The sequence below is a fragment of the Arthrobacter sp. TB 23 genome, from assembly GCF_000294595.1.
Lineage (GTDB): Bacteria > Actinomycetota > Actinomycetes > Actinomycetales > Micrococcaceae > Arthrobacter_D.
The window spans coordinates 43,188-63,610 of sequence record NZ_ALPM01000063.1; the positions used below are offsets into that span (position 1 = coordinate 43,188).

The window sequence follows — 20,423 nt, forward strand, 5'->3', positions numbered from 1 at the left end:
GGTCTCGCCTCCCGGCGGACCTACCCGTTGAACTCGAGCTTCAGGCCCACCTACAACATGAGCATCAACCTCGTCGCCCAATTTGGCCAGCACCGATCCCGTGAGATCCTCGAAACCTCGTTCGCCCAGTTCCAGGCGGACCGGTCGGTGGTGGGACTCGCGAAACAGGTGCGGACCCGTGAGGAGTCGCTGCGGGGCTATGAGCAGTCCATGACCTGCCATCTCGGCGACTTCACCGAATACTCGAGGCTTCGCCGTGAAATTTCCGATCTGGAGGATCGGGCAGCGAAAACCAACTCGCGGAGCCTGCGCTCGGCGGCGGCTTCGTCGCTCGAGATGCTGCGACCCGGCGACGTCGTCGACGTGCCGGCAGGACGCAGCCAGGGCTATGCGGTGGTCCTCAGCTCCGACACCTCACGGGAGCCCCGCCCAACGGTCCTCACCGAAGACAAGCAGCTCCGTCGGGTCGGGGTGCAGGACCTCAGCGGGCCCCTTGAGGTTCTCTCCCACATCAGGATCCCCAAAAACTTCAACGCCCGCAGCCCCAAAGACCGCCGGGACCTGAGTTCGTCGCTCCGGAACGCACTCCATGACAAGCGTCCACCCCGCCGCGGTCCCGGCCAGGACGGTTTCCTCTCCGCTGCCACCGAGCGCCAGGAGGCCGCCATCGCAGAGCTGCGACGCAAGCTGCGGTCCCACCCCTGCCACGGGTGCAGCGACCGGGAGCAGCACGCCCGGTGGGCTGAACGCTGGTGGAAGCTGCGCCGCGAGACCGACCGGCTGGCCGGTCAGATCAGGGGCCGCACCAACACGATCGCAAAAACCTTCGACCGGGTGTCGGACGTCCTCCTGCACTACGGGTACCTGCAGGACACCCCGTCCGGGACCACCATCACCGCTGCCGGCCGTAAGCTGCGCCGGGTCTACGGGGAGAAGGACCTGCTGATCGCGCTCTCCCTCGAGCATGGCGCCTTCAAAGGACTCGACGCCGCCGAGACCGCCGCTTTGGCCTCGGTGCTGGTGTACCAGGCCAAACGGGAAGAACGCGGCCTGCGCCCGAAAATGCCCGGCGTCGCACTCGACCCGTCGATCGACGTCGTCGTCCGCCAGTGGTCAGCCCTGACCGATCTGGAGGAGCAGTTCAAGCTTCCGGTCACCGGTGAACCCGAGCTGGGTCTCGTCTGGCCCATGCATAAGTGGGCCAGGGGCAAGGCCCTGCAGGCTGCGCTGAGCGGAACCGAACTGGCGGCCGGCGACTTCGTGAGATGGACCAAACAGGTGGTGGACCTGTTGGATCAGCTCGCCAAAATTGATGATCTGCCTCCCGGCCAACGCCGTCTGTTTATCGACGCGATTGGCCTGATCCGTCGCGGTGTGGTGGCCTACTCGGCCATCAGCGACTAACCACTTATGCCCACCATCTGTCTGGAGCACGAATGACCCCGACCCGCCCAATTCTGTACCGTAACGGCTCCGTGTATAGCGCCGCAGACCCGTTCGCCACCGCGATGCTGGTCGACGGCGACACGGTCGCCTGGATCGGCTCCGAGCATGCGGCCGAATCGCTGGCCGATGCCACCATGACCGTCGTTGACCTGGCCGGCGCCCTCATCACCCCGGGCTTCGTGGACTCCCACGTCCACACCACAGAGACCGGTCTGGCCCTGGAATCCATCGACCTTTCCTCCTGTACCGGCATCACTGACCTGCTGGACCGGGTCGCAGCGGCGGCGCGCACCGGCGTCAGCACCGTGTTGGGGCACGGCTGGGATGAGTCGCGGTGGCCGGAGCGCATGGTCCCCACCGCCGGGCAACTGGACGCAGCCGGCGGAGGTAAGCACGTCTATCTGGCCCGCGCCGATGTTCATTCGGCGGTGGTTTCCGGGTCCCTCGCAGCTGCGCTGGACCTGGCGAACCTCGACGGCTGGGACAACGGCTTCGTGGTGCGCGACGCCCACGTCACGGCGCGGCTGGCCTCGCGGGATCTGGCCGACGGCGAACGCTCCGGCTACCAGAGCGCTGCGCTCCGGCGGGCCGCGGCCAACGGAATCGTGGCGGTCGCAGAGATGGGCGCGCCCCATATCTCACCGGTGGCCGACCTCCAGGCATTGCTCCGGATCGGCCAGGACCCCCTGGGGGAGCAGCTCCCGGAGATCCTGCCGTACTGGGGACAGCCTGTTACGTCGGTCACCGAGCTTCAGGAGGTGCTGGACCTGTTCGGTGGCAGCCTGGCCGGCATCGGCGGAGACCTCAACGTGGACGGTTCCCTTGGGTCCCGGACCGCGGCGCTCCGGGAACCCTATGCCGATGACGTCCATCGGGGTTCGGTTTTCCTCCAGGCCGACACCGTCGCAGCGCATCTGGGTGCCGCCACCAGCATAGGAATGCAGGCAGGGTTCCATGTCATTGGGGACGCCGGCCTGGACGTGGTCCTGCAGGGTCTCGCCCTGGCAGCCGATGCCCACGGTATCGAGGCGGTCCGGCGGGCTCGCCACCGCCTGGAACACGTCGAACTCGCCGACGCTGAGGCTATCGCCCGACTGGTGCATTTTGGGGTCACCGTCAGTGCCCAGCCGGCCTTCGATGCGCGTTGGGGTGCTGCTGGCGGGTTGTACAGCCAGCGCCTCGGAACCCCGCGGATGACCGGGATGAACCCGTTCGCGAGCTTCCTGGCGGCAGGGGTCCCGCTGTGCTTCGGTTCCGACAGCCCCGTGACATCCCTCAACCCGTGGGCCACCCTCCGGGCGAGTGTGATGCACAACAACCCCGCGCAACGGATCTCCGCTCGCGCAGCCTTTATCGCCCACACCCGGGCCGGTTGGCGGGCCGTAGGCACGGGAAACCCGTTGTTGGGCCAGCTTGTCCCTGGTGCTCCGGCGTCGTACGCCGTGTGGGAGGTGGAGGAGCTGATGGTGCAGACGGCTGACAGCAGGGTGCAATCGTGGAGCACCGACCCCAGGGCGGGGACACCGCTCCTTCCTGCCCTCGATACCGGCGCGGACCCGGTGTGTCTTGAGACGGTCCATCGGGGCCGACAGTTGTTCCAGGCCCCAGGTTTCAACGAAATTTCATCGCCCCTACGGTCCGTGTCCTGACCTGCACAAACAAGTGTTTACGCAGGTCAGGGGGCTGTTGACACTCGCTCCACAGCACGTAAGCTGTGGAGTCAACGGGTCAGGAACTCAGAGAAGATTCACTGACCCGACCGAGCCGATTCAACGCAGGTCCTAGGCAGCCACCGTTTTTCAGTGGGCCTCGCCGCGCGTCACGGCATCGGTACCCCGGAACGGGTAGGTTCGCGCGTCAGTAGAAAACAGCTGTGATTCTTGGATCCGTGCTGGCCCGAAGGCGCGCGGATCTACCCGACCCTCCACGGCATCCCGATTCGATCGGCCTGGTGGCTCTTTTTCTGTCCCACGCGGGCATCCAATATACTGGGCGTTTGGTTCCGGGCCCCGGGATCCGTGCGCCACGGCGTATCAGCTACGTGATCGAAGGTTGCCTGAGTGCGAGTCGTCACCATCATTCCCACCTACAACGAGATCGAGTCGCTTCCCCTGACAGTCGAACGACTGCGCCGGGCCGTACCTCACTCCGACGTCCTGGTGGTGGACGACAACAGCCCCGATGGTACCGGCGGGCTCGCCGACACCCTGGCAGGTGCCGACCCGCAGATCCATGTCCTGCACCGCACGGGTAAGGCGGGTCTGGGAGCCGCGTACATCGCGGGATTCACCTGGGCGCTGGACGCTGGCTACGACGTACTGGTCGAGATGGATGCTGACGGCTCTCACCGGCCCGAGCAGCTACAGTCCCTGCTCGACAAGGTGGCTGACGCCGACCTCGTCATTGGGTCGCGGTGGGTCCCCGGCGGCAGCGTGGTGAACTGGCCGCGACGCAGGAAATTGCTCTCCCGGGCCGGCAGCACCTACTCCAGGCTGATGCTGGGCATCGATGTCCGGGATATCACCGCAGGCTACCGTGCGTTCCGCCGGGAAACCCTCGAAAAGGTTGATCTGACAACCGTTGACTCGGTGGGGTACGGATTCCAGGTGGACATGACCTTCCGGGTGGCGACGCTGGGCCTGAAGATTGTTGAGGTGCCGATCACTTTCGTGGAACGGGAGTTCGGGGCATCGAAGATGAGTGGCGGAATTGTCCTCGAGGCCATTGCCAACGTCACCCGGTGGGGACTCGCCGCACGGTGGCGGGCACTGACCTCGCGCGACAAGAAGTAGCTTCCACAACCCGCCAGGACAGAAACGCCCCGCAGTGTCAGGGTTGCCGGTTCCTTCCGGCAATTCTTGCTGTCGGGGCCGCTTCTGGGGCTGGCGGGCACGAAAAAGCCGGGCTGACCCTGAGGGTCAACCCGGCTTTTCCAACTTCCTGTACTGCTAGGCGGACTGGCGCTCTCCGCGGCGTTCCCGCAGGATGGTCAACCGATCCTGGAGGATCTGCTCCAGCTCGTCCATGCTGCGACGCTCCAGCAGCATGTCCCAGTGAGTACGTACTGGCTTGTCACCTGAGGTGTCGGGGCGTTCCCCGTCCACCAGCAACGCTTCCTTACCGGTTTTGGAAACCCAGACCGGTGGGACGTCAGCTTCCGCTGCAAAAGTGACGAACACCCGCTCGCCGTCTCCGCAACGGTATTCAACCCGCTGCCGTGGAGCTGGCTCAACACCGGATTCAGTCTCCATGCTTTGCGCTCCGAGGCGCATACCGCGCAAGCTACGATCGCTCATGTAATCTCCTACTCAACAATTTGGCATCCGTAACGGCGGATGATGGTGCGGTAGTGGCTACCGCAACCTGCCACTTACATAACGCTGTGGACGTGACGTCTGTTCCCGATCTGACCAGCGAAAGTACGGCAAACACCCAATTATACGCTGGGGCAGGGCACAAAAAGAAACCGAACAGCCGACGCGAGCCAGCCGTCCGGTTTCTACGGTGTCAGGCGCTGTGGGTACGGGACGGGCTATCGCCGTCGGGCGCATCAGCGGTAGCGTTGCCCAGGACGTTACCGATACCCTTGAGCGCTTCACCCACCTCACTGGGAATAATCCACAGCTTGTTGGACGATCCTTCGGCGAGCTTGGGAAGGGTCTGCAGGTATTGATAGGCGAGGAGCTTCTGGGTCGGGTTGCCCTTGTGGATGGCATCGAACACCTTCTGAATGGCCTGCGACTCGCCGTCGGCGCGGAGAATGGCCGCCTTGGCGTCACCTTCCGCGGCGAGGATGGCGGCCTGTCGCTGGCCCTCGGCTGTGAGGATCTGCGACTGCTTGGTTCCCTCGGCAGTCAAAATGGCTGCGCGGCGGTCCCGCTCGGCTCGCATCTGCTTCTCCATCGAGTCCTGGATGGACAGGGGAGGGTCGATAGCCTTCAGTTCCACCCGGGATACCCGGATGCCCCAGCGACCGGTGGCCTCATCAAGCACTCCGCGCAGTTGGCCGTTGATCTGGTCGCGGGAGGTCAGGGCCTCCTCAAGGTTCAGACCACCAACCACGTTGCGCAGGGTGGTGGTGGTGAGCTGTTCCACGGCCTGGATGTAATTGGCGATCTCATAGGTAGCCGCCCGAGGATCAGTGACCTGGAAGTAGACCACCGTGTCGATCGAAACCACCAGGTTGTCTTCGGTGATGACGGGCTGGGGAGGGAATGACACCACCTGTTCGCGCAAGTCCAGCAGGGGCAGCAGCCGGTCCACGAAAGGGATCAGGATGGTCAACCCGGGTTGGAGGGTTCGCTGGTATTTTCCGAGCCGTTCCACCACACCGGCGCGAGCCTGCGGGACAATTCGCACCGACTTCACCAGCACGACCAGAACGAAAATGATCAGGGCAATCAGGACGACTGTCAGTCCGATTGCCCCTGCGTCGGTAGGCATATGTTCCCCTTTTGGTAGGTTGGCGCGATCGTTGGGTAAGTCTGGGCAACCGCGGTTGGGCGGCCCATCTGGGCAACCGCGTCTAGACAGCCCCGGAATCGGCGGCTTGCGGGCGGGCGGGGGCACTGATCAGCGCAGTGGCACCGTCGATTCGGGTGACGGCGACACGTTCGCCGGCGGGAATCAGCGACCCGTCGAGGGTGCGGGCCGACCAGGTGTCACCGCCGATCTTCACGGTGCCGGATTCGCCGGTCACGATGTCGAGGGTGAGAGCCGACTCCCCGATGAGTCGGTCCACGTTGCTGAGCTGTTCGGGGGAGCCCCGCTTGAGGTGTTTCAGCGCCACCGGGCGGACCACCAGCACCATCAGGAGCGACACCACGCTGAAGATGATGACCTGCAGGAAGAACGCCGCACCGAGGAAGGTGCTGATCATGGCTGCGAGGGCACCCATCGCCATCATGACGAAAAACAGGTCAAGAGTCAGGGTTTCCACTGCGGCAAGACCAAGGAAGAGAACCAGCCACAGGATCCAGCCGTTCTCCAAAAGCCACTCAAACATGTCTTCCCCTCTGGCTAAGGCGCCGTGAGCGCATACTGCGTTCTTCAATCATGCCAAAGCGGGGTGCGGAAACCTAGGGGTCGAGGCCTCACCGGACCGGTTGTTATCGATCCGCAAGCCTCAGCGGTCCTGGTGCCGCCGGAAAACCTGGACGGTGAACCGGGCACTGGCTGGAGTCCGTTCGGGGAGCACCGCCAAATCCGCCCACAGGTCTTCTGGGACCAGATGGTGGCCAGCCGGGCCCATCAGCGCGACATTGTAGATATCGGTGTGGGACAGCTGCAGGGAGAGCTCAACGGTTGCCGAATCGGCCTCGTCGAACAGTCCGGTCAGGCTGGTTGCCACCGCCGTGGCCTTATCCGGGCGCACCTCAAGCAAACCGGCGTCGTCGGCGATTTCGGCAAGGTGCCCCGGCAGGGGGGTGACAACGACCAGCACACCGCCGTGATTCAGCACGCGATGGAACTCTTCGGGGTTGCGGGGCGCAAAAACGTTGAGGATGATGTCGACCCCTGAATCCCGCACCGGCAACTGCCGCCACACATCCCAGACCACGCACACACCGTCCCGCAGGATTCCGGCTGCCCGGCGCAGGGCGAACTTCGAAATATCGAGGGCCAGCACCGCGGCCCCGGGATGTCGGCGCTCCAGTTCGGCCAGGTAGTATCCGGTACCGGCGCCGGCGTCGAGGATTACCCTGGGCTCGGCGACGTGCCGTTGCGCCAGGTCGGCCAGAACCGCCTGGAGTGGGGCGTAGTGGCCTGCGCCGAGAAAGTCGGTGCGTGCCTGCACCATCACTGCGGTGTCCGACTGGAATTCGGTGCCCCTGCCAGTGAGCAGGTTGAAGTAGCCCTGCTTTGCCGCATCGAACCGGTGACCCGCCCCGCACACCAGCGCGCCCGCACCGTCCAGGAGTCCCAGCGGCGCTGCGCACACGGGGCAGCACAACAGGTTCTCCGGAAGGTGGGGCATAGATTCATCCTAGGGCCGGAATTGGGAACACCCAGCGACTGATCTAGTCTCGGACTTGTGAAACCACATGAGCTGAATCACCTCCAGTCCGTAAGTTCACCGTCGATCTCACCTGATGCGCAGCGTTGTGTTGTGTCGGTGACCCGACCCGATTTCGATGCCGACAGTTATGTTGGGCAGCTGTGGGACATTGCGGTTCCCGGGGGCGCCGCGCGACGGTTGACCCGCGGTTTCCGCGACACCGCACCCCAGTATTCGCCGGACGGCGCCGCCATCGCCTTCCTCAGGGCAGAGCCCGGCGGCAAGCCTCAGCTGATGATCGTTGACAGCCGCGGCGGCGAACCCCAGCGCCTGACGGACCAGAAAATGGGGGTTGGCTCGTTCAGCTTCTCGCCCGATTCGTCGAAGCTCACCTTCACCTCCCGCGTTCCGGAGCACGGCCGCTACGGGACCGTCGACGGCGTCGGCCCCGGGCTGGAGGATCCCCGCCTGATCAGCACGTTCAAGTACCGGATGAACGGGCTGGGCTATTCGCTGGACAAACGGACCCAGATTTTTGTTCTCGACGTACCGAGCCTCGACGCCGAACCTTTCGTGGAACCGGTCGGCAGGGCAAAGGAAGCTGCGGTGGACCCGGCTGGCAGCGAAAAGCCGGCAGCCAAGGAGAAGGCACCCGGCAAAGGGCTTCCGGAGGCCGTGCAGCTGACCACGGCAGACGCGGATCACAACGAGCCTGTTTTCACCCGCGACGGGCGCCGCATCCTCTTCACCGCGGCGCTGCATTCCGACGCCGACACCACCCTGTACACCGATGTCCATTCGATGGCGGTGGATGGGTCCGACGTCGTGCAACTCACCAACCGCGGCTCTGGTACCCGGCTGGGCTGCAGCCGGCCGGTCGAAAGCCTCGATGGACACTGGCTGTTCTTCCTGGGCAGCGACCTTTCCGAGGACGGGCTGGACTTCCTGGCCCGGAACACCGCGCTCTACGTTGCTCCAGCCGCTGCACCCGGCGAAGCTCGGGCCATCACCGATGCCGAGACCGTGGACCTGGGCGAGGTGGGGGACATCGTGCCGCGCGGCGCCGATTCGGTGCTCGTCTTTAACCGGACCCGGGGCCGCGGCACCCTCCTCGAAGCCTCCGCCGACGGGACCGTCAGCACCCTGCTCGACGGCGAACTCATCGTGACAGGTGCAGCGGCGAAGGGCGACCTGGTGGTTGCCGCCTATACCGATCCCACCACGATGGGGGATCTGGCAGTAGTGTCCGGGGGCTCCCTCAAACCGCTCACAGACCTCTCCAACGACCTCCGGATGCAGACCGCAGTGGTGGCACCCAAAGAAGAAACCTTCACGGCCAGCGACGGGCACAGCGTGCATGGCTGGGTGCTGGAACCCGAGGGCGAGGGGCCCCACCCGGTCCTGCTCAACATTCACGGCGGCCCGTTCGCCCAATATGGCTGGGGATACTTCGACGAGGCGCAGGTCTATGTCAACGCCGGGTACGCCGTCGTCATGTGCAACCCGCGGGGAGCGGCCGGGTACGGGCAGGAGCACGGCCGCGTGATCAAGGGAGCGATGGGTACCGTTGACCTCCTCGATGTCCTGGGCTTCCTGGACGGCGCACTGGAGAAATACCCGTCGTTTGATCGGGACCGGCTGGGCGTCATGGGCGGGTCCTACGGCGGCTACCTGACCGCGTGGACCATCTCCCAGGACCATCGGTTCACGGCGGCAGTGGTCGAACGCGGCTACCTGGATCCGCCGTCGTTCGTCGGTTCATCGGACATTGGCTGGTTCTTCTCCGATGCCTACACCGGCAACGATCCTGATCAGGTGAGGGCACAGAATCCGTTTGCACACGTCGACAAGGTGCAGACCCCCACCTTCGTGGTCCACTCCGAGGAGGATCTGCGCTGCCCACTGGAGCAGGCTCAACGCTATTACACGGCGTTGAAGCTGCGCGGAGTGCCAACAGAGCTTCTGGTGTTCCCGGGCGAGACCCACGAATTGTCCCGCGCCGGATCACCGTGGCACCGTCGGCAGCGGTTTGAGCACCTTCTCAACTGGTGGGCCAGATACCTGCCGACGGCGAAGAACCAGCAGCCGTAAGCGGCTAGCCCACAGCGGCTGGCTTACAGCGGCTGGCGGCAGCGCAGCATGGCGGGGGAGCAGGATCTCAAAGCAGGCACCCCAGCCCGGTCGTGAGACCACCGTTGCGCTGCCGCCCGTGCATAACCGGTTGCCACCGTGCCGTCACCTGGAGCAGAATCAGACGATATCGAACGTACTGTTGGATGCTGGTGCGCACGAGGCTAGCGACGCCGTTGGGAGCCGCTGCGGCGACCCCGGCAGTAGGAGAGACGATGAGCACGTCGACGACGACGACCGACCCACACGAATTACCCTCGCACACCGCCGACCAACACGATCTGATCCGGGTTCAGGGTGCCCGTGAGAACAATCTCAAAGACCTCTCAGTCGACATTCCGAAGCGCCGCCTGACGGTTTTTACTGGCGTGTCCGGATCGGGCAAGAGTTCCCTGGTGTTCGCGACCATCGCTGCCGAGTCGCAGCGGATGATCAATGAAACCTACAGCGCATTTGTCCAGGGATTCATGCCCAGCCTGGCGCGCCCCGACGTCGACCGTCTGGAAGGCCTGACGACGGCGATCATCGTCGACCAGGAGCGGATGGGCGCCAATCCACGCTCGACGGTTGGCACCGCCACCGACGCCAACGCGATGCTTCGGATCCTCTTCAGCCGGCTTGGCTCACCGTATGTGGGACCGCCGACGGCGTTTTCCTTCAACGTGCCCACCCGTAAGGCCAGCGGAGTGATGAGTACCGACAAGGGCGGCCGGGTGGAGAAAAGCGTGGTCAGGGATGCCGTCTATCTGGGTGGCATGTGTGCACGCTGCGAGGGCATGGGATCGGTCTCCGATTTCGACCTGACGGCGCTCTTCGACGAGACCAAGTCGCTGGGGGAGGGAGCACTCACCATTCCCGGGTACAGCATGGACGGCTGGTACGGCCGGATCTTCAGCGGTGCAGGGTTCGACATCGACAAACCGCTGGCCAGCTTCACCAAGAAGGAACTCGACGACCTCCTGTACAAGGAGCCGACCAAGGTGAAGGTCGAGGGCATCAACCTCACCTTCGAGGGAGTCATCCCGAAGATCCAGAAGTCGATGCTGTCCAAGGACGTTGAGGCGATGCAACCTCATATCCGGGCGTTCGTGGAGCGGGCCATCACCTTCCAGCCGTGCCCCGAATGCCAAGGCACCCGGCTCAGTCCTGAAGCCAGGTCATCGACGATTCAGGGCAAGAACATCGCCGATCTGTGCATCATGCAGATCGATGAGCTGGCGGCCTGGGTGCGTGCGTTGCAGGAACCGTCCGTGACGCCCCTGTTGAAGGGCTTGCAACACCTGCTGGATTCTTTCGCGGAGATCGGGCTGGGATATCTATCGCTTGACCGGCCGGCCGGCACCCTGTCCGGGGGAGAGGCTCAGCGGACCAAGATGATCCGGCACCTCGGTTCCTCGCTGACCGATATCACCTACGTTTTTGATGAGCCGACCATCGGCCTGCACCCGCACGACATTCAGCGGATGAACGGGCTGCTGGTCCAGTTGCGTGACAAGGGGAATACGGTGCTGGTGGTGGAGCACAAACCCGAGACCATAGCCATCGCTGATCACGTGATCGATCTGGGTCCTGGCGCTGGCACCCAGGGCGGCAGCGTCTGCTTCGAGGGCAGCGTCGATGGCCTGCGTACCAGTGACACCATCACCGGTCGACACCTCGACGACCGGGCAGCTGTCAAGGCAACGGTGCGTCAGCCCTCGGGCAGCCTGGAGGTGCGCGGCGCCGCAACCCACAACCTTCAGAACGTGGACGTTGACGTGCCGCTGGGTGTGCTCTGCGTAGTCACGGGGGTGGCTGGTTCAGGTAAGAGTTCGCTCATCCACGGGTCGGTCGCCGGACGCGAGGGTGTGGTGGTGATCGACCAGGGCGCCATCAAGGGGTCGCGCCGCAGCAATCCCGCCACCTACACGGGACTCCTCGAGCCGATCCGAAAGGCTTTCGCCAAAGCGAACGGCGTCAAACCGGCCCTGTTCAGTTCCAACTCCGAGGGTGCCTGCCCCACCTGCAACGGTGCTGGCATTATCTTCACTGAACTCGGGGTCATGGCCACTGTCGAGTCCACCTGCGAGGACTGCGAGGGGAGGAGATTCCAGGCGTCGGTCCTTGAGTACACCCTGGGGGGACGCAACATCGCCGAGGTACTTGCCATGTCGATGACCGAGGCTGAAACCTTCTTCGGTGCGGGCGACGCCCGCACCCCGGCCGCCCACAGAATCCTCGACCGCCTGGTGGATGTGGGGCTCGGTTATCTGACCCTCGGCCAGCCGCTCACCACCCTCTCGGGCGGTGAGCGGCAACGCGTCAAGCTGGCGACGCAGATGGCCGAAAAAGGCGACGTGTATGTGCTTGATGAGCCGACCACCGGCCTGCACCTGGCCGACGTGCAGAACCTGCTCGGGCTCCTCGACCGGCTCGTCGATTCCGGCAAATCGGTCCTGGTGATAGAACACCACCAGGCGGTGATGGCGCACGCCGACTGGCTGATCGACCTTGGGCCCGGCGCGGGTAACGACGGCGGCCGGGTGGTCTTCGAGGGAACCCCAGCCGAGCTCGTCGCTGGCAAAACGACGCTGACCGGCGAGCACCTGGCGGCCTACGTGGGCGGCTGACCGCGCCTAACCCGCCGGCTGGAGCGTAGTGCGCCCAGCGTATGCTCCCCGGTGGCCAGCCGCCCGATGCCGGTCCGGGAGGCGCGCTCCTTCGCCGAAGAACTTTTCCCGGAGGGTCCCGGACCGGTAATCGGACTGGGCCAGGCCCCGCTTTCGCAGTTCGGGCAGGACCCCCTCAATGAAGTCCTGATAGGAGCCGGGAATGGTCTGGTTGATGATGTTGATCCCGTCGATTCCCGCGTCCTGCCAGAATTCGAGCTGGTCGACGATTTGTTCAGGGGTACCAGCAATCTGCTGGTTGTACGCCCGGTAGCGCGCAACATCGGCGATCGTCGGATTCCCGCCAGGGACTGAGGCGAACAGGGCCTCAAGTACGCCGCGGGCGCCGTCGGTACGTACCTCGCCCAGAGTGGTGTCGAGGGGGAGCCCGCCGAGGTCAACCCCGATACCGCCGCCGATGTGCGCCACGATCGTATCCAGGTCCAGGTAGTCGTCGAGCTCAGCCCGCTTTCGCGACACCTCGGCTTCGGTGGATCCGACCACAAAGGAGAGCCCGGCAAAGAATTTGATGTCCTCGTCGCGGCGACCCAGTTCGCGGGCAAGGGCGCGGACCGATGCTGTCGTCTTCCGGGCGTAGTCCACATTGGGTGCGAAGAGGAAGGCTGCTTCAGCGTTGGCAGCGGCAAAGTGCTGCCCCCGTCCTGAGGAGCCGGCCTGGAACAGTAGGGGAGTGCGCTGCGGTGACGGAGCCACCAGGTGGGGGCCCTCCACCGAATAGCGGGCCCCGTGGTGATTGATCTTATGGACCTTCGACGGGTCGGCATGGCGGCCCGTCCGCTTGTCCTGGACGAGGGCGCCGTCGTCCCAGGAGCCCTCCCAGAGCTTGTAGCAGACCTCCAGGTACTCGTCGGCCCAGTCGTAGCGGCTGTCGTGTTCGACGAGCCCGTTGTGGCCGAAGTTCTTGAACGAATTTTCAAGCACGCTGGTGACAATGTTCCAGGCGACCCGCCCCTCGCTGAGATGGTCGAGGGTGGACAGTTGGCGGGCAAACTGGAATGGATGAGACTGAACGACGGAGCTGGTCAGGGCCAAACCGAGATGTTCGGTTGTTGCCGCCAGCGCCGATTGCAGGACCAGCGGGTCGTTGGCGGGAACCTGGAGCCCGCGCTCGATGTGGGACGTCCAGCCGCCCCCATGGTTGCCGTACAGCCCGACGACGTCGGCAAGGAAGAGCGCATCGAATTTCGCTTCCTCCAGCGTTCGCGCCAGGTCTGTCCACAGCCGCAGGTCATTGAATCGGTGTTGTTGGGCTTCGGGGTGGCGCCACTGCCCGCCGAGGATGTGGCTTGTGGTGTTCATCGCGAATGCGCTGAGGAGAAGACGTGGGCGTTCAGTGAAGACTGACATCAGGGGGTACCTCCGGTGGTGGATGAGGGGCGAGCGGTGGCGTCGCCGATGCTGTTCAGGCCAGTGGGGGTGGTGCTGTTGATCAGATAGTCGCCGACTGAGCGCGCTTTGAATAGCGCCGGGTTGTGGGTGGCCACCGTCCTCGCGTTGCGCCAGTGGCGGTCCAGTGCCTTGTCCTTGCCGACTGCCGACGCCCCGGCGACGTCGAATAATTCGCTGGTTGCCGCCAGCACCAACGGGGGAACCGAGACGTGAGCCTGGTCGACAGCCAGTTCGGCGCGGAGGAACGCTGCCTCGGGGGATAGTGCCAATGCCGGGTCGACGGCGGCGTCAAGGTCCCGGGCCGCCGCCGTCACGACGGCTTCGGCGGTGTACACCTTCGATGCCAGGACACCGACATGTTCCTGGATCTGGGGATCATCGCGGAACAGGCCGCCCGATCCCGTGTTGAAAGTCCGGATCCGGGCTTGAACGAGGTTCACCGCGTCGCGGCGGGCAGCGCGGCCGATCCCGGCCAGCACCGCAAGGAGGAAGAGTTGAAAAAACGCTGGTTCGAGCGTACTTGTCACCTTCCGCTGCAGGATGTCCCCGGACTCGACCGGCACCCGGTCAAAGCGCGCGGTGCCGGTCCCCGTCAACGGCTGACCAAAACCATCCCAGTCGTCCACGATCGTCACCCGCGGGTCGTCCGCCCTCACCAGCGCGTATTGTCTCCCTTCGAGCCCCTCAGTGCTCGCCATGACCACCACCCAGTCGGCGAAAATACTGCCGGTGGTGTAGAACTTTTCACCGGTGAGGAACCATTGCCCCTCCTCCTGGTGGAGCCTGGTCCGGGTTGTGCCGAGGGCGTTACCCGAGCGTTCAGTGGCAGCGTTGCCGAAGATTTGGCCAGCAGCGATACGGGGGAACCAACGGTCCTGAAACTCTGCGGACTGCAGCGCGGCCGTTTCGACAAACGAAAAATGGGAGCGCAACAGGTGGGAGACATTCGAGTCCGCCTCTGCCAGTTCAGTGACGAGCCGGAAGAGGTGTTCATGGCTCACCGGATTGCCGCCGAACCGGGCGGGCACCCGAAGGGTGGTGAATCCTGCGTCCCTGAGCCACCCCACCTGGGCGAAGGGCAGGGTCCGGTCCGCTTCACGGGCGAGGGCGCCGTCGGCGATGCGCTGGAACACGGGCCGGAAACGCGCGGCGAGTTCCTCGTATCTGGCCTCTCCGGTGGCCGTACTGTGCTGTGGTGCGTACGGCTGCGGTACGTCCGGCTGGGGTCCGCTGTGCTGGGCGCTGGTGGTGGTGGTCATGGAGTTGTCCTTACGTGGTTGCGAGGGCGGCAATGCCGCTGCGAGTGGAGGCGTGGGCGCGAAGCCGGTGGCCCGGGTTGGAGTTGAGCAGCAGTTGGGTGTAATCACTGGTGGGATTGCCGAAGACCTCATTAGTTGGGCCCGTTTCGACGAGTTTCCCCCGGTGCATGACGCCAACGGCCGACGAGATTCGTTCAACCACGTGAAGGTCATGGGAAATGAAGAGGTAAGTCAGTCCGAGTTCTTGTTGCAGGTCTGCCAGTAGGTCGAGGATCTGGGCCTGTGTCAGGACGTCGAGGGCTGACAGTGCCTCATCCAGCACCAAGGTGTGCGCCCCGAGCGCGAGCGCACGCGCAATTGCGACGCGCTGGCGCTGACCACCGGAGAGTTCAAGCGGACGTTTGCCCGCGAGGCTCGACGGGATATTCACCTGGTCCAGGAGTTCGGCCACTCGTTTGGCACGGGTTGTCCTGGAGCCGATCCGGTAGTTCCGGAGGGGCTCGCCGATGATGTCGCGGATAGGTAAGCGAGGATCGAGCGCGGAATCGGGGTTCTGATAAACCAGTTGCAGGTGTTTCCACAATTCTCTCTTCTGCTGTCGGGAAGCGGAGGTGACGTCCTGTCCGTGGATGAGGATCTGTCCGGCCCCTGGATCGAGCAGCCGGAGAATCATGCGGGCAGTGGTCGATTTTCCGGATCCCGATTCTCCCACCAGGGCGAAGGTGGTGCCCTGGGCAACGCTGAAGGACACGCCGTCGACGGCCCGGTGCTGCTCGCCCGCCCTGTCAAAGTCCCGGATCAGGCCTCTTACTTCGATGGCCGCCGTTGCACCGGGCGCTGTGGTGGAGATGGCTCTGGCCACCGCAGGGCTGAGGTGGGGAGCGGCCTCCTCCAGCAGCCGGACCGTGTACTCGTTCGCCGGCGCCGCAAGAATGTCAGCCACCAGCCGGTCCTCGAGGATGCGGCCTTGCCGCATCACGACAATCCGCACGGCGTGGTCGGTGGCTACCGCCAGGTCGTGGGTCACAAAAATGACTGCCGTGCCAAATTCGGTAGCCAGACGCTCAAAAACCTCGAGAATCTTCGCCTGGACGGTCACGTCAAGAGCCGATGTCGGTTCGTCAGCAATGAGCAGCTCCGGCCGGAGGCTGAAGGCAATCGCGATGAGAACACGCTGTTTCAGGCCCCCTGATAACTGGTGCGGGTACTGTTTCAGCCGTTCCTCAGGCCGGTCAATCCCCACCAGATCGAGTAACCGGATGACCTCAGACCGGATCGACTCACGGGATTGCCGGGGACCGCCGGAGTGCAGCCGGAAGACCTCGGACAGCTGGGAACCGATCGTTTTGACGGGATCGAGCGAGGCTCCGGGGTCCTGCGGTACCAGTGAGATCCGTACCCCCCGAATTTTTTCCAGGTCCCTCTCTCGTGCGTCAGTGAGTGCGAGGTCTCCCAGGGAAATGGACCCCGCGGTCCGCTGCGCAGCTGCCGGGAGTAATCCGATGATCGATTTGGCCAGGGTGGATTTGCCCGAGCCTGATTCACCGACCAGTGCCACAATCTCACCGCGGCGGATGGTGAGGTCCACGCCGTCGACGGCGGTCTTCGCCTCAGTTCCGCGACCATATTCGATCCGCAGTCCCTGGATGGTCAGCAGTGATTCGTCGGTCCAGCGAGGAGTTTGTGCCATTTTTACGGCGGGGTTGGGGCTGGGTCGTGCGTGGGTAACGTCCACTGGATGCTCCTGACTAGATTCGGAAGGTTTTGAGTAGCTGTCGGCCCAGGGTCGCCAGTAAAAGGACCGTCAGGACAATGACGAGGCCAGGCAGCGTGGTCAACCACCAGGCGGTCCCGAGATATTGCCGTCCTTCGGCGATCAGTAGGCCCCATTCCGGGGTGGGTGGTGGGGCGCCAAAGCCGAGGAAGCCTAACCCGGAGATGGCGAGGATCGCCGCACCCAGGTCAACCGCCAGCAACGCGAGGACGGGTCCGCTGGCATTCGGCAGGAGGTGGCGGGTAATGACTGACCAAAAGGTTCCACCGTTGAGGAATGAAGCCTCGATGAAGTCAAGATTGCGCACCCTCAACACCTCTGATCGGACCACTCGGGCGAAGGAGGCGACCGAGGCGATGCCGATGCCGACGCCCAGCGAAATTGGCCCGGGGGAGAAGGCGGTGACTATGACGAGCGAGATGAGAAAGCCGGGCACGGCCAGCAGCACGTCCACCAGCCGCATCGCTGTGGTGTCGGCGGCCCGTCCCGCGGTTGCGGCAATGATCCCGACGAGCGTGCCCACCACCAGACCGATGAGGACCGCGAGCCCGGCGGTGAGGAGGGTCTGACGCGTACCGAACACCACCCGGGTGAAGACGTCCCGGCCGAGATGATCGGTGCCGAAAATGTGGTCAGCGTCGGGTGCACGAAAGTTGTCGCCCGGCACCCCGTCGAGTGGGGAGAACGAGGTGAACAGGTCGGGAGCGAGCGCCCAGGCGGCGACGACGGTCAGGGGCGCCGCCGTCAACCAGAGGGACGGGCTACGAAGCGGTCCGCGCCGTCGTCGGGCTGACGGCACAGGAGCGGTCTCGGGCACCGCCGCCCCGAGGCCGGGATCGCCGTTCCTGCCTGGGCCTGGATCTGCAGTCAGTACTGGAGGGGGGAGATTATTGGTGGTTGGCACAGGGAAACCTTTATCGAAGGGAGGTCATCAAGCAGCAAGGGCCCGGGGGGCGCCATCTCGACTGCTGGTGAGGATGCGGGGATCAAGGAGCGGATACAGGAGGTCAACTGCCAGGTTGACCACCACAAAGATCGAAGCCGTCAGGAGCACCAGTCCCTGCACCAACGGCACATCCTGGGTGGTGACTGCCGTCAGGACCACTGACCCGAGACCCGAGCGGGCGAAGACGGTTTCAGTGATCACCGACCCGGCGAAAAGCGTTCCAACCGTGATGCCCATGATTGTCAGGGCGGGACCCGCAGCGTTCTTCAGCGCGTGGCGGAAGAAGATCCAGGACCGTGAGGCACCCTTCGCCCGGAGCACATCTATGAAGGGCTGGTCATAGACGTGGTTGATGCTCTTGAGCAGCACCTGGGCCAGGGGAGCGGACACGACAGTGGCCAGTACCAGTACCGGGACGGCGAGGGACAGAAAGGAACCATCGGGGAACAACGACATGACTCCCCAGCGGATGGAGAGCAGATCGAGCAGCACAAGACCGAGCCAGAATGCTGGAATGGCCGCGAACAGGGGAGGCACGTTCACTAAAACCCGACGGATCACCGTCGAACGGGTGAGTGTCGCGGCGCCGACAAGGGAAACGGCGATGAGTACCGCAGTGATGAAGGCGGCGCCGGCCAGGGCGACGGTCGACCCGGCGACCCCACTGATCCGGTCCCACACTGACTGTCCGGAAGCCAGCGAGTACCCGAAATCACCGGAGAAGAGCCCCACCAGCTGGTTCAGGTATTGCGTCAGCAATGGCTGGTCATAGCCGTACTGACTCTTCATGGCGTCGATCGCTGATTGATCGACCGCTGAGTCGGCGGTCAGGAAAATTGTTACCGGATCGCTGGGCAGAAGCTGTACGGCGAGAAAAACCGCAGTGTAGGCGAGCCACACCACCAACAGGGCCTGACCTATCCGTTGCAAGAGATAGCGGATCATGAACGCTACCCGCCGGTTTTCCAGGCACCCTGGAATACCGGGGCGGTGCCGGACGTGAATTCAATCTGGGTCCCGCTGTGGGCACCGTAAACCTGGACCTCGTCCCAGAGCACCAGGGAGTAGGCCTTATCCACCACCAACGCATACTGTTCGTCGGCCAGCAGCTCATCGCGCTCTTCGAGTGAGGTTGCCGCACGCTCGGCCGCGAAGATAGCGTTGAGGTCTTCGTCGCTGGTGTGCGTCATGGTGTTGTTTTCCGGCTCGAAGATCGGGCCGAGACCGCCGTAGATGAACTGTCGGGTGCCGAAAAACTCCACCGCTGGGTCAGGCATTGCTGAGGCGAGAAAGGTGTTGTCGCCGGCGCGGTTGTTGAGCTTGACACCAATCTCACGCCACTGCTGTTCAATCAGCTCGAAGGCCGGTTTGATGACAACCGAATTGTTGGAACTAGTGACGGTCACCTCGAGTGCTATTCCGTCTTTGGCCCGGATGCCGTCGGCCCCGACTTTCCAGCCCGCCTCGTCGAGCAGCTGCCGTGCTTCCTCGGGCTGGTATTCGAGTTCTTCGGACAGGTCGGTGAAGCCGGGTGCCCGGTGGTTCAGGACCGAGGCAGCCAGTTCGTAGCTGTCGGACAGGACGGTGTCCTTGAGACTTTGCCGGTCAATACCAATCTGCAGGGCCCGGCGGACGTTCTCGTCGGCCAGCTTCCCGCTGCCGACCCGGACCGCGGCCATGTTCACTGTCAGGTCCACGCCCTTCGCCGGGAGAACCTGATTACCGGTCGCAGCAAGGGTTTCCTCATCCACCGGCTGGAGGCCCCTCACCAGGTCGACCTGCCCCGACTGGACCGCCCCAGCACGATGGGCGACCTCCGGCAGGTATTTGACGACGACCTTGTCGAGGTACGCGTCACCCTGGTTGTCAGCGGTTTCCGGCGCCCAGGCGTAGTCCGGGCGCTTGGCCAGTACTACTTCCTCATCAGGCTTCTCGGACTCGAAGGTGAAGGGTCCGGACCCGGATATCTGGGAGATGGCTGATTGCCCTGCCGCATCCAGCTCAAGTGTTGCGGGGGACACCAACCCGGCGGTGACCGAGGTGGTGGCCCGCAGGAAGTTCGCGTTGGGGGAGGACAGCGTCACCAGCACCTGATCAGCACCGATCACCTCGGCCGACTCGTACCCGGCGAAGTCCACGTTCGGTTGAATCTGGGCCGCCTCAATCCCAAAGCCCTGGGCGTCGAGGTTCAGTTTGACTGCCTCGGCGTCTACCGGGGTGCCATCACTGAACGTCACATCGGGTCGAATGGTGAAGGTGAACTCGGTTGCGTCTGCGTTGGCGGAGAACTCGGAGGCTATCCAGGGGACAATCTCACCCTGGTCGGCGTCGAAATACGTCAGGCGGTCCAGGACGCTGTTGAGGACATTGGACTTTTCATAGAACCTCGCGGACTGGGTCTGCCAGTTATTGATGGGGGTCACCTCGGCATATACCAGGGTGCCGCCCTCGACCGGCTGTCCACTGGCCACATTTTCACCCGGAGCGGTAGTGGCGGTCGAACCGCAGGCGGTGAGCGCCACTGCCGTAAGGCCGATGAGCGCCGCTACCCGCAGGGACCGCCGGCGTGGACCGGGGTTGGGCGGTAGGACGTTGTGGTGTGAGACGGTGCGGGAAATCATGTCGATCCTCTCAGTCGTGATCGAGGTGCCCTACCCACGCACGCTGAAGCATCTGACCGCCAGGAATGGGGTCGACACCAACGGGGGATAAAACTTTCTCCATCGGTCCTGGCAGTAGCACCGGCCCCGAGGGGTGGTTGCTGCGGCTTCAACGAGCCAGGTCTCTCAGCCGCTCTGGATGGTTGTTCAGT

14 protein-coding genes, 1 pseudogene and 1 riboswitch (1 of these 16 only partly in view) are annotated in these 20,423 nt (G+C 64.1%); of the genes and pseudogenes, 5 read left to right on the plus strand and 10 right to left on the minus strand.

The window, feature by feature from the left end:
* From B384_RS18370 to B384_RS0108665, 3 genes and pseudogenes are all read left to right on the plus strand, one after another.
* Positions 1-1,404 (plus strand): annotated as a pseudogene (locus B384_RS18370) (DEAD/DEAH box helicase); it begins 1,423 nt to the left of the window's first position.
* A gap of 32 nt (positions 1,405-1,436) precedes the next feature.
* Complete coding sequence (locus B384_RS18375) at positions 1,437-3,095, plus strand: amidohydrolase (RefSeq protein ID WP_019482720.1); 1,659 nt, start codon at positions 1,437-1,439, stop codon at positions 3,093-3,095.
* A gap of 411 nt (positions 3,096-3,506) precedes the next feature.
* A complete protein-coding gene (locus B384_RS0108665; protein ID WP_019482721.1) occupies positions 3,507-4,238 on the plus strand; it encodes a polyprenol monophosphomannose synthase in 732 nt (243 codons plus the stop codon).
* Between the two features lie 156 nt (positions 4,239-4,394).
* On the opposite strand, the gene B384_RS0108670 is transcribed toward B384_RS0108665, so the two are convergent.
* The 4 genes from B384_RS0108670 to B384_RS0108685 form a co-directional block, all read right to left on the minus strand.
* On the minus strand, positions 4,395-4,742 hold the full coding sequence (locus tag B384_RS0108670; RefSeq protein WP_024477045.1) for an RNA polymerase-binding protein RbpA: 348 nt from the start codon (positions 4,740-4,742) through the stop codon (positions 4,395-4,397).
* Between the two features lie 211 nt (positions 4,743-4,953).
* Positions 4,954-5,889, minus strand: coding sequence for an SPFH domain-containing protein (locus B384_RS0108675; RefSeq protein ID WP_019482723.1), 936 nt, complete (start codon positions 5,887-5,889; stop codon positions 4,954-4,956).
* 82 nt (positions 5,890-5,971) lie between these two features.
* Positions 5,972-6,451: an NfeD family protein gene (locus B384_RS0108680; protein ID WP_019482724.1), complete on the minus strand. Its 480-nt coding sequence runs from the start codon at positions 6,449-6,451 to the stop codon at positions 5,972-5,974.
* A 120-nt stretch (positions 6,452-6,571) separates the two neighbouring features.
* Entirely contained in the window at positions 6,572-7,423 is an 852-nt protein-coding gene (locus B384_RS0108685; protein ID WP_019482725.1) for a putative RNA methyltransferase, read from the minus strand.
* Between the two features lie 132 nt (positions 7,424-7,555).
* Here B384_RS0108685 and B384_RS0108690 point away from each other — a divergent pair, with 132 nt between their 5' ends.
* A complete protein-coding gene (locus tag B384_RS0108690) occupies positions 7,556-9,535 on the plus strand; it encodes a prolyl oligopeptidase family serine peptidase (protein WP_019482726.1) in 1,980 nt (659 codons plus the stop codon).
* Between the two features lie 254 nt (positions 9,536-9,789).
* A complete protein-coding gene (locus B384_RS0108695) occupies positions 9,790-12,183 on the plus strand; it encodes an ATP-binding cassette domain-containing protein (RefSeq protein WP_019482727.1) in 2,394 nt (797 codons plus the stop codon).
* 6 nt (positions 12,184-12,189) lie between these two features.
* On the opposite strand, the gene B384_RS0108700 is transcribed toward B384_RS0108695, so the two are convergent.
* The 6 genes from B384_RS0108700 to B384_RS0108725 form a co-directional block, all read right to left on the minus strand.
* A complete protein-coding gene (locus B384_RS0108700) occupies positions 12,190-13,590 on the minus strand; it encodes an NtaA/DmoA family FMN-dependent monooxygenase (RefSeq protein WP_019482728.1) in 1,401 nt (466 codons plus the stop codon).
* The gene (locus B384_RS0108705) at positions 13,590-14,891 is read right to left on the minus strand and encodes an acyl-CoA dehydrogenase family protein (protein WP_019482729.1); all 1,302 of its coding nucleotides are present in this window, start codon (positions 14,889-14,891) and stop codon (positions 13,590-13,592) included. Before B384_RS0108705 ends, B384_RS0108700 begins: the two co-directional genes overlap by 1 nt.
* Positions 14,892-14,901: 10 nt before the next feature.
* Positions 14,902-16,581, minus strand: coding sequence for a dipeptide ABC transporter ATP-binding protein (locus B384_RS0108710; RefSeq protein ID WP_035766819.1), 1,680 nt, complete (start codon positions 16,579-16,581; stop codon positions 14,902-14,904).
* Between the two features lie 58 nt (positions 16,582-16,639).
* Positions 16,640-17,413: an ABC transporter permease subunit gene (locus B384_RS0108715; RefSeq protein ID WP_019482731.1), complete on the minus strand. Its 774-nt coding sequence runs from the start codon at positions 17,411-17,413 to the stop codon at positions 16,640-16,642.
* 183 nt (positions 17,414-17,596) lie between these two features.
* The gene (locus tag B384_RS0108720) at positions 17,597-18,556 is read right to left on the minus strand and encodes an ABC transporter permease (protein ID WP_019482732.1); all 960 of its coding nucleotides are present in this window, start codon (positions 18,554-18,556) and stop codon (positions 17,597-17,599) included.
* Positions 18,557-18,561: 5 nt separating this feature from the next.
* Complete coding sequence (locus B384_RS0108725; RefSeq protein ID WP_019482733.1) at positions 18,562-20,232, minus strand: ABC transporter substrate-binding protein; 1,671 nt, start codon at positions 20,230-20,232, stop codon at positions 18,562-18,564.
* A gap of 96 nt (positions 20,233-20,328) precedes the next feature.
* Positions 20,329-20,417: riboswitch (SAM riboswitch) on the minus strand.
* Between the last annotated feature and the right edge of the window lie 6 nt (positions 20,418-20,423).

Bases quoted from the DNA above. Each gene is read 5' to 3' on its own strand.
- B384_RS18375 (WP_019482720.1), top strand. From the start codon at position 1,437: ATGACCCCGACCCGCCCAATTCTGTACCGTAACGGCTCCGTGTATAGC.
- B384_RS0108670 (WP_024477045.1), bottom strand. From the start codon at position 4,742: ATGAGCGATCGTAGCTTGCGCGGTATGCGCCTCGGAGCGCAAAGCATG.
- B384_RS0108675 (WP_019482723.1), bottom strand. From the start codon at position 5,889: ATGCCTACCGACGCAGGGGCAATCGGACTGACAGTCGTCCTGATTGCC.
- B384_RS0108680 (WP_019482724.1), bottom strand. From the start codon at position 6,451: ATGTTTGAGTGGCTTTTGGAGAACGGCTGGATCCTGTGGCTGGTTCTC.
- B384_RS0108685 (WP_019482725.1), bottom strand. From the start codon at position 7,423: ATGCCCCACCTTCCGGAGAACCTGTTGTGCTGCCCCGTGTGCGCAGCG.
- B384_RS0108695 (WP_019482727.1), top strand. From the start codon at position 9,790: ATGAGCACGTCGACGACGACGACCGACCCACACGAATTACCCTCGCAC.
- B384_RS0108700 (WP_019482728.1), bottom strand. From the start codon at position 13,590: ATGTCAGTCTTCACTGAACGCCCACGTCTTCTCCTCAGCGCATTCGCG.
- B384_RS0108705 (WP_019482729.1), bottom strand. From the start codon at position 14,891: ATGACCACCACCACCAGCGCCCAGCACAGCGGACCCCAGCCGGACGTA.
- B384_RS0108710 (WP_035766819.1), bottom strand. From the start codon at position 16,581: ATGGCACAAACTCCTCGCTGGACCGACGAATCACTGCTGACCATCCAG.
- B384_RS0108720 (WP_019482732.1), bottom strand. From the start codon at position 18,556: ATGATCCGCTATCTCTTGCAACGGATAGGTCAGGCCCTGTTGGTGGTG.
- B384_RS0108725 (WP_019482733.1), bottom strand. From the start codon at position 20,232: ATGATTTCCCGCACCGTCTCACACCACAACGTCCTACCGCCCAACCCC.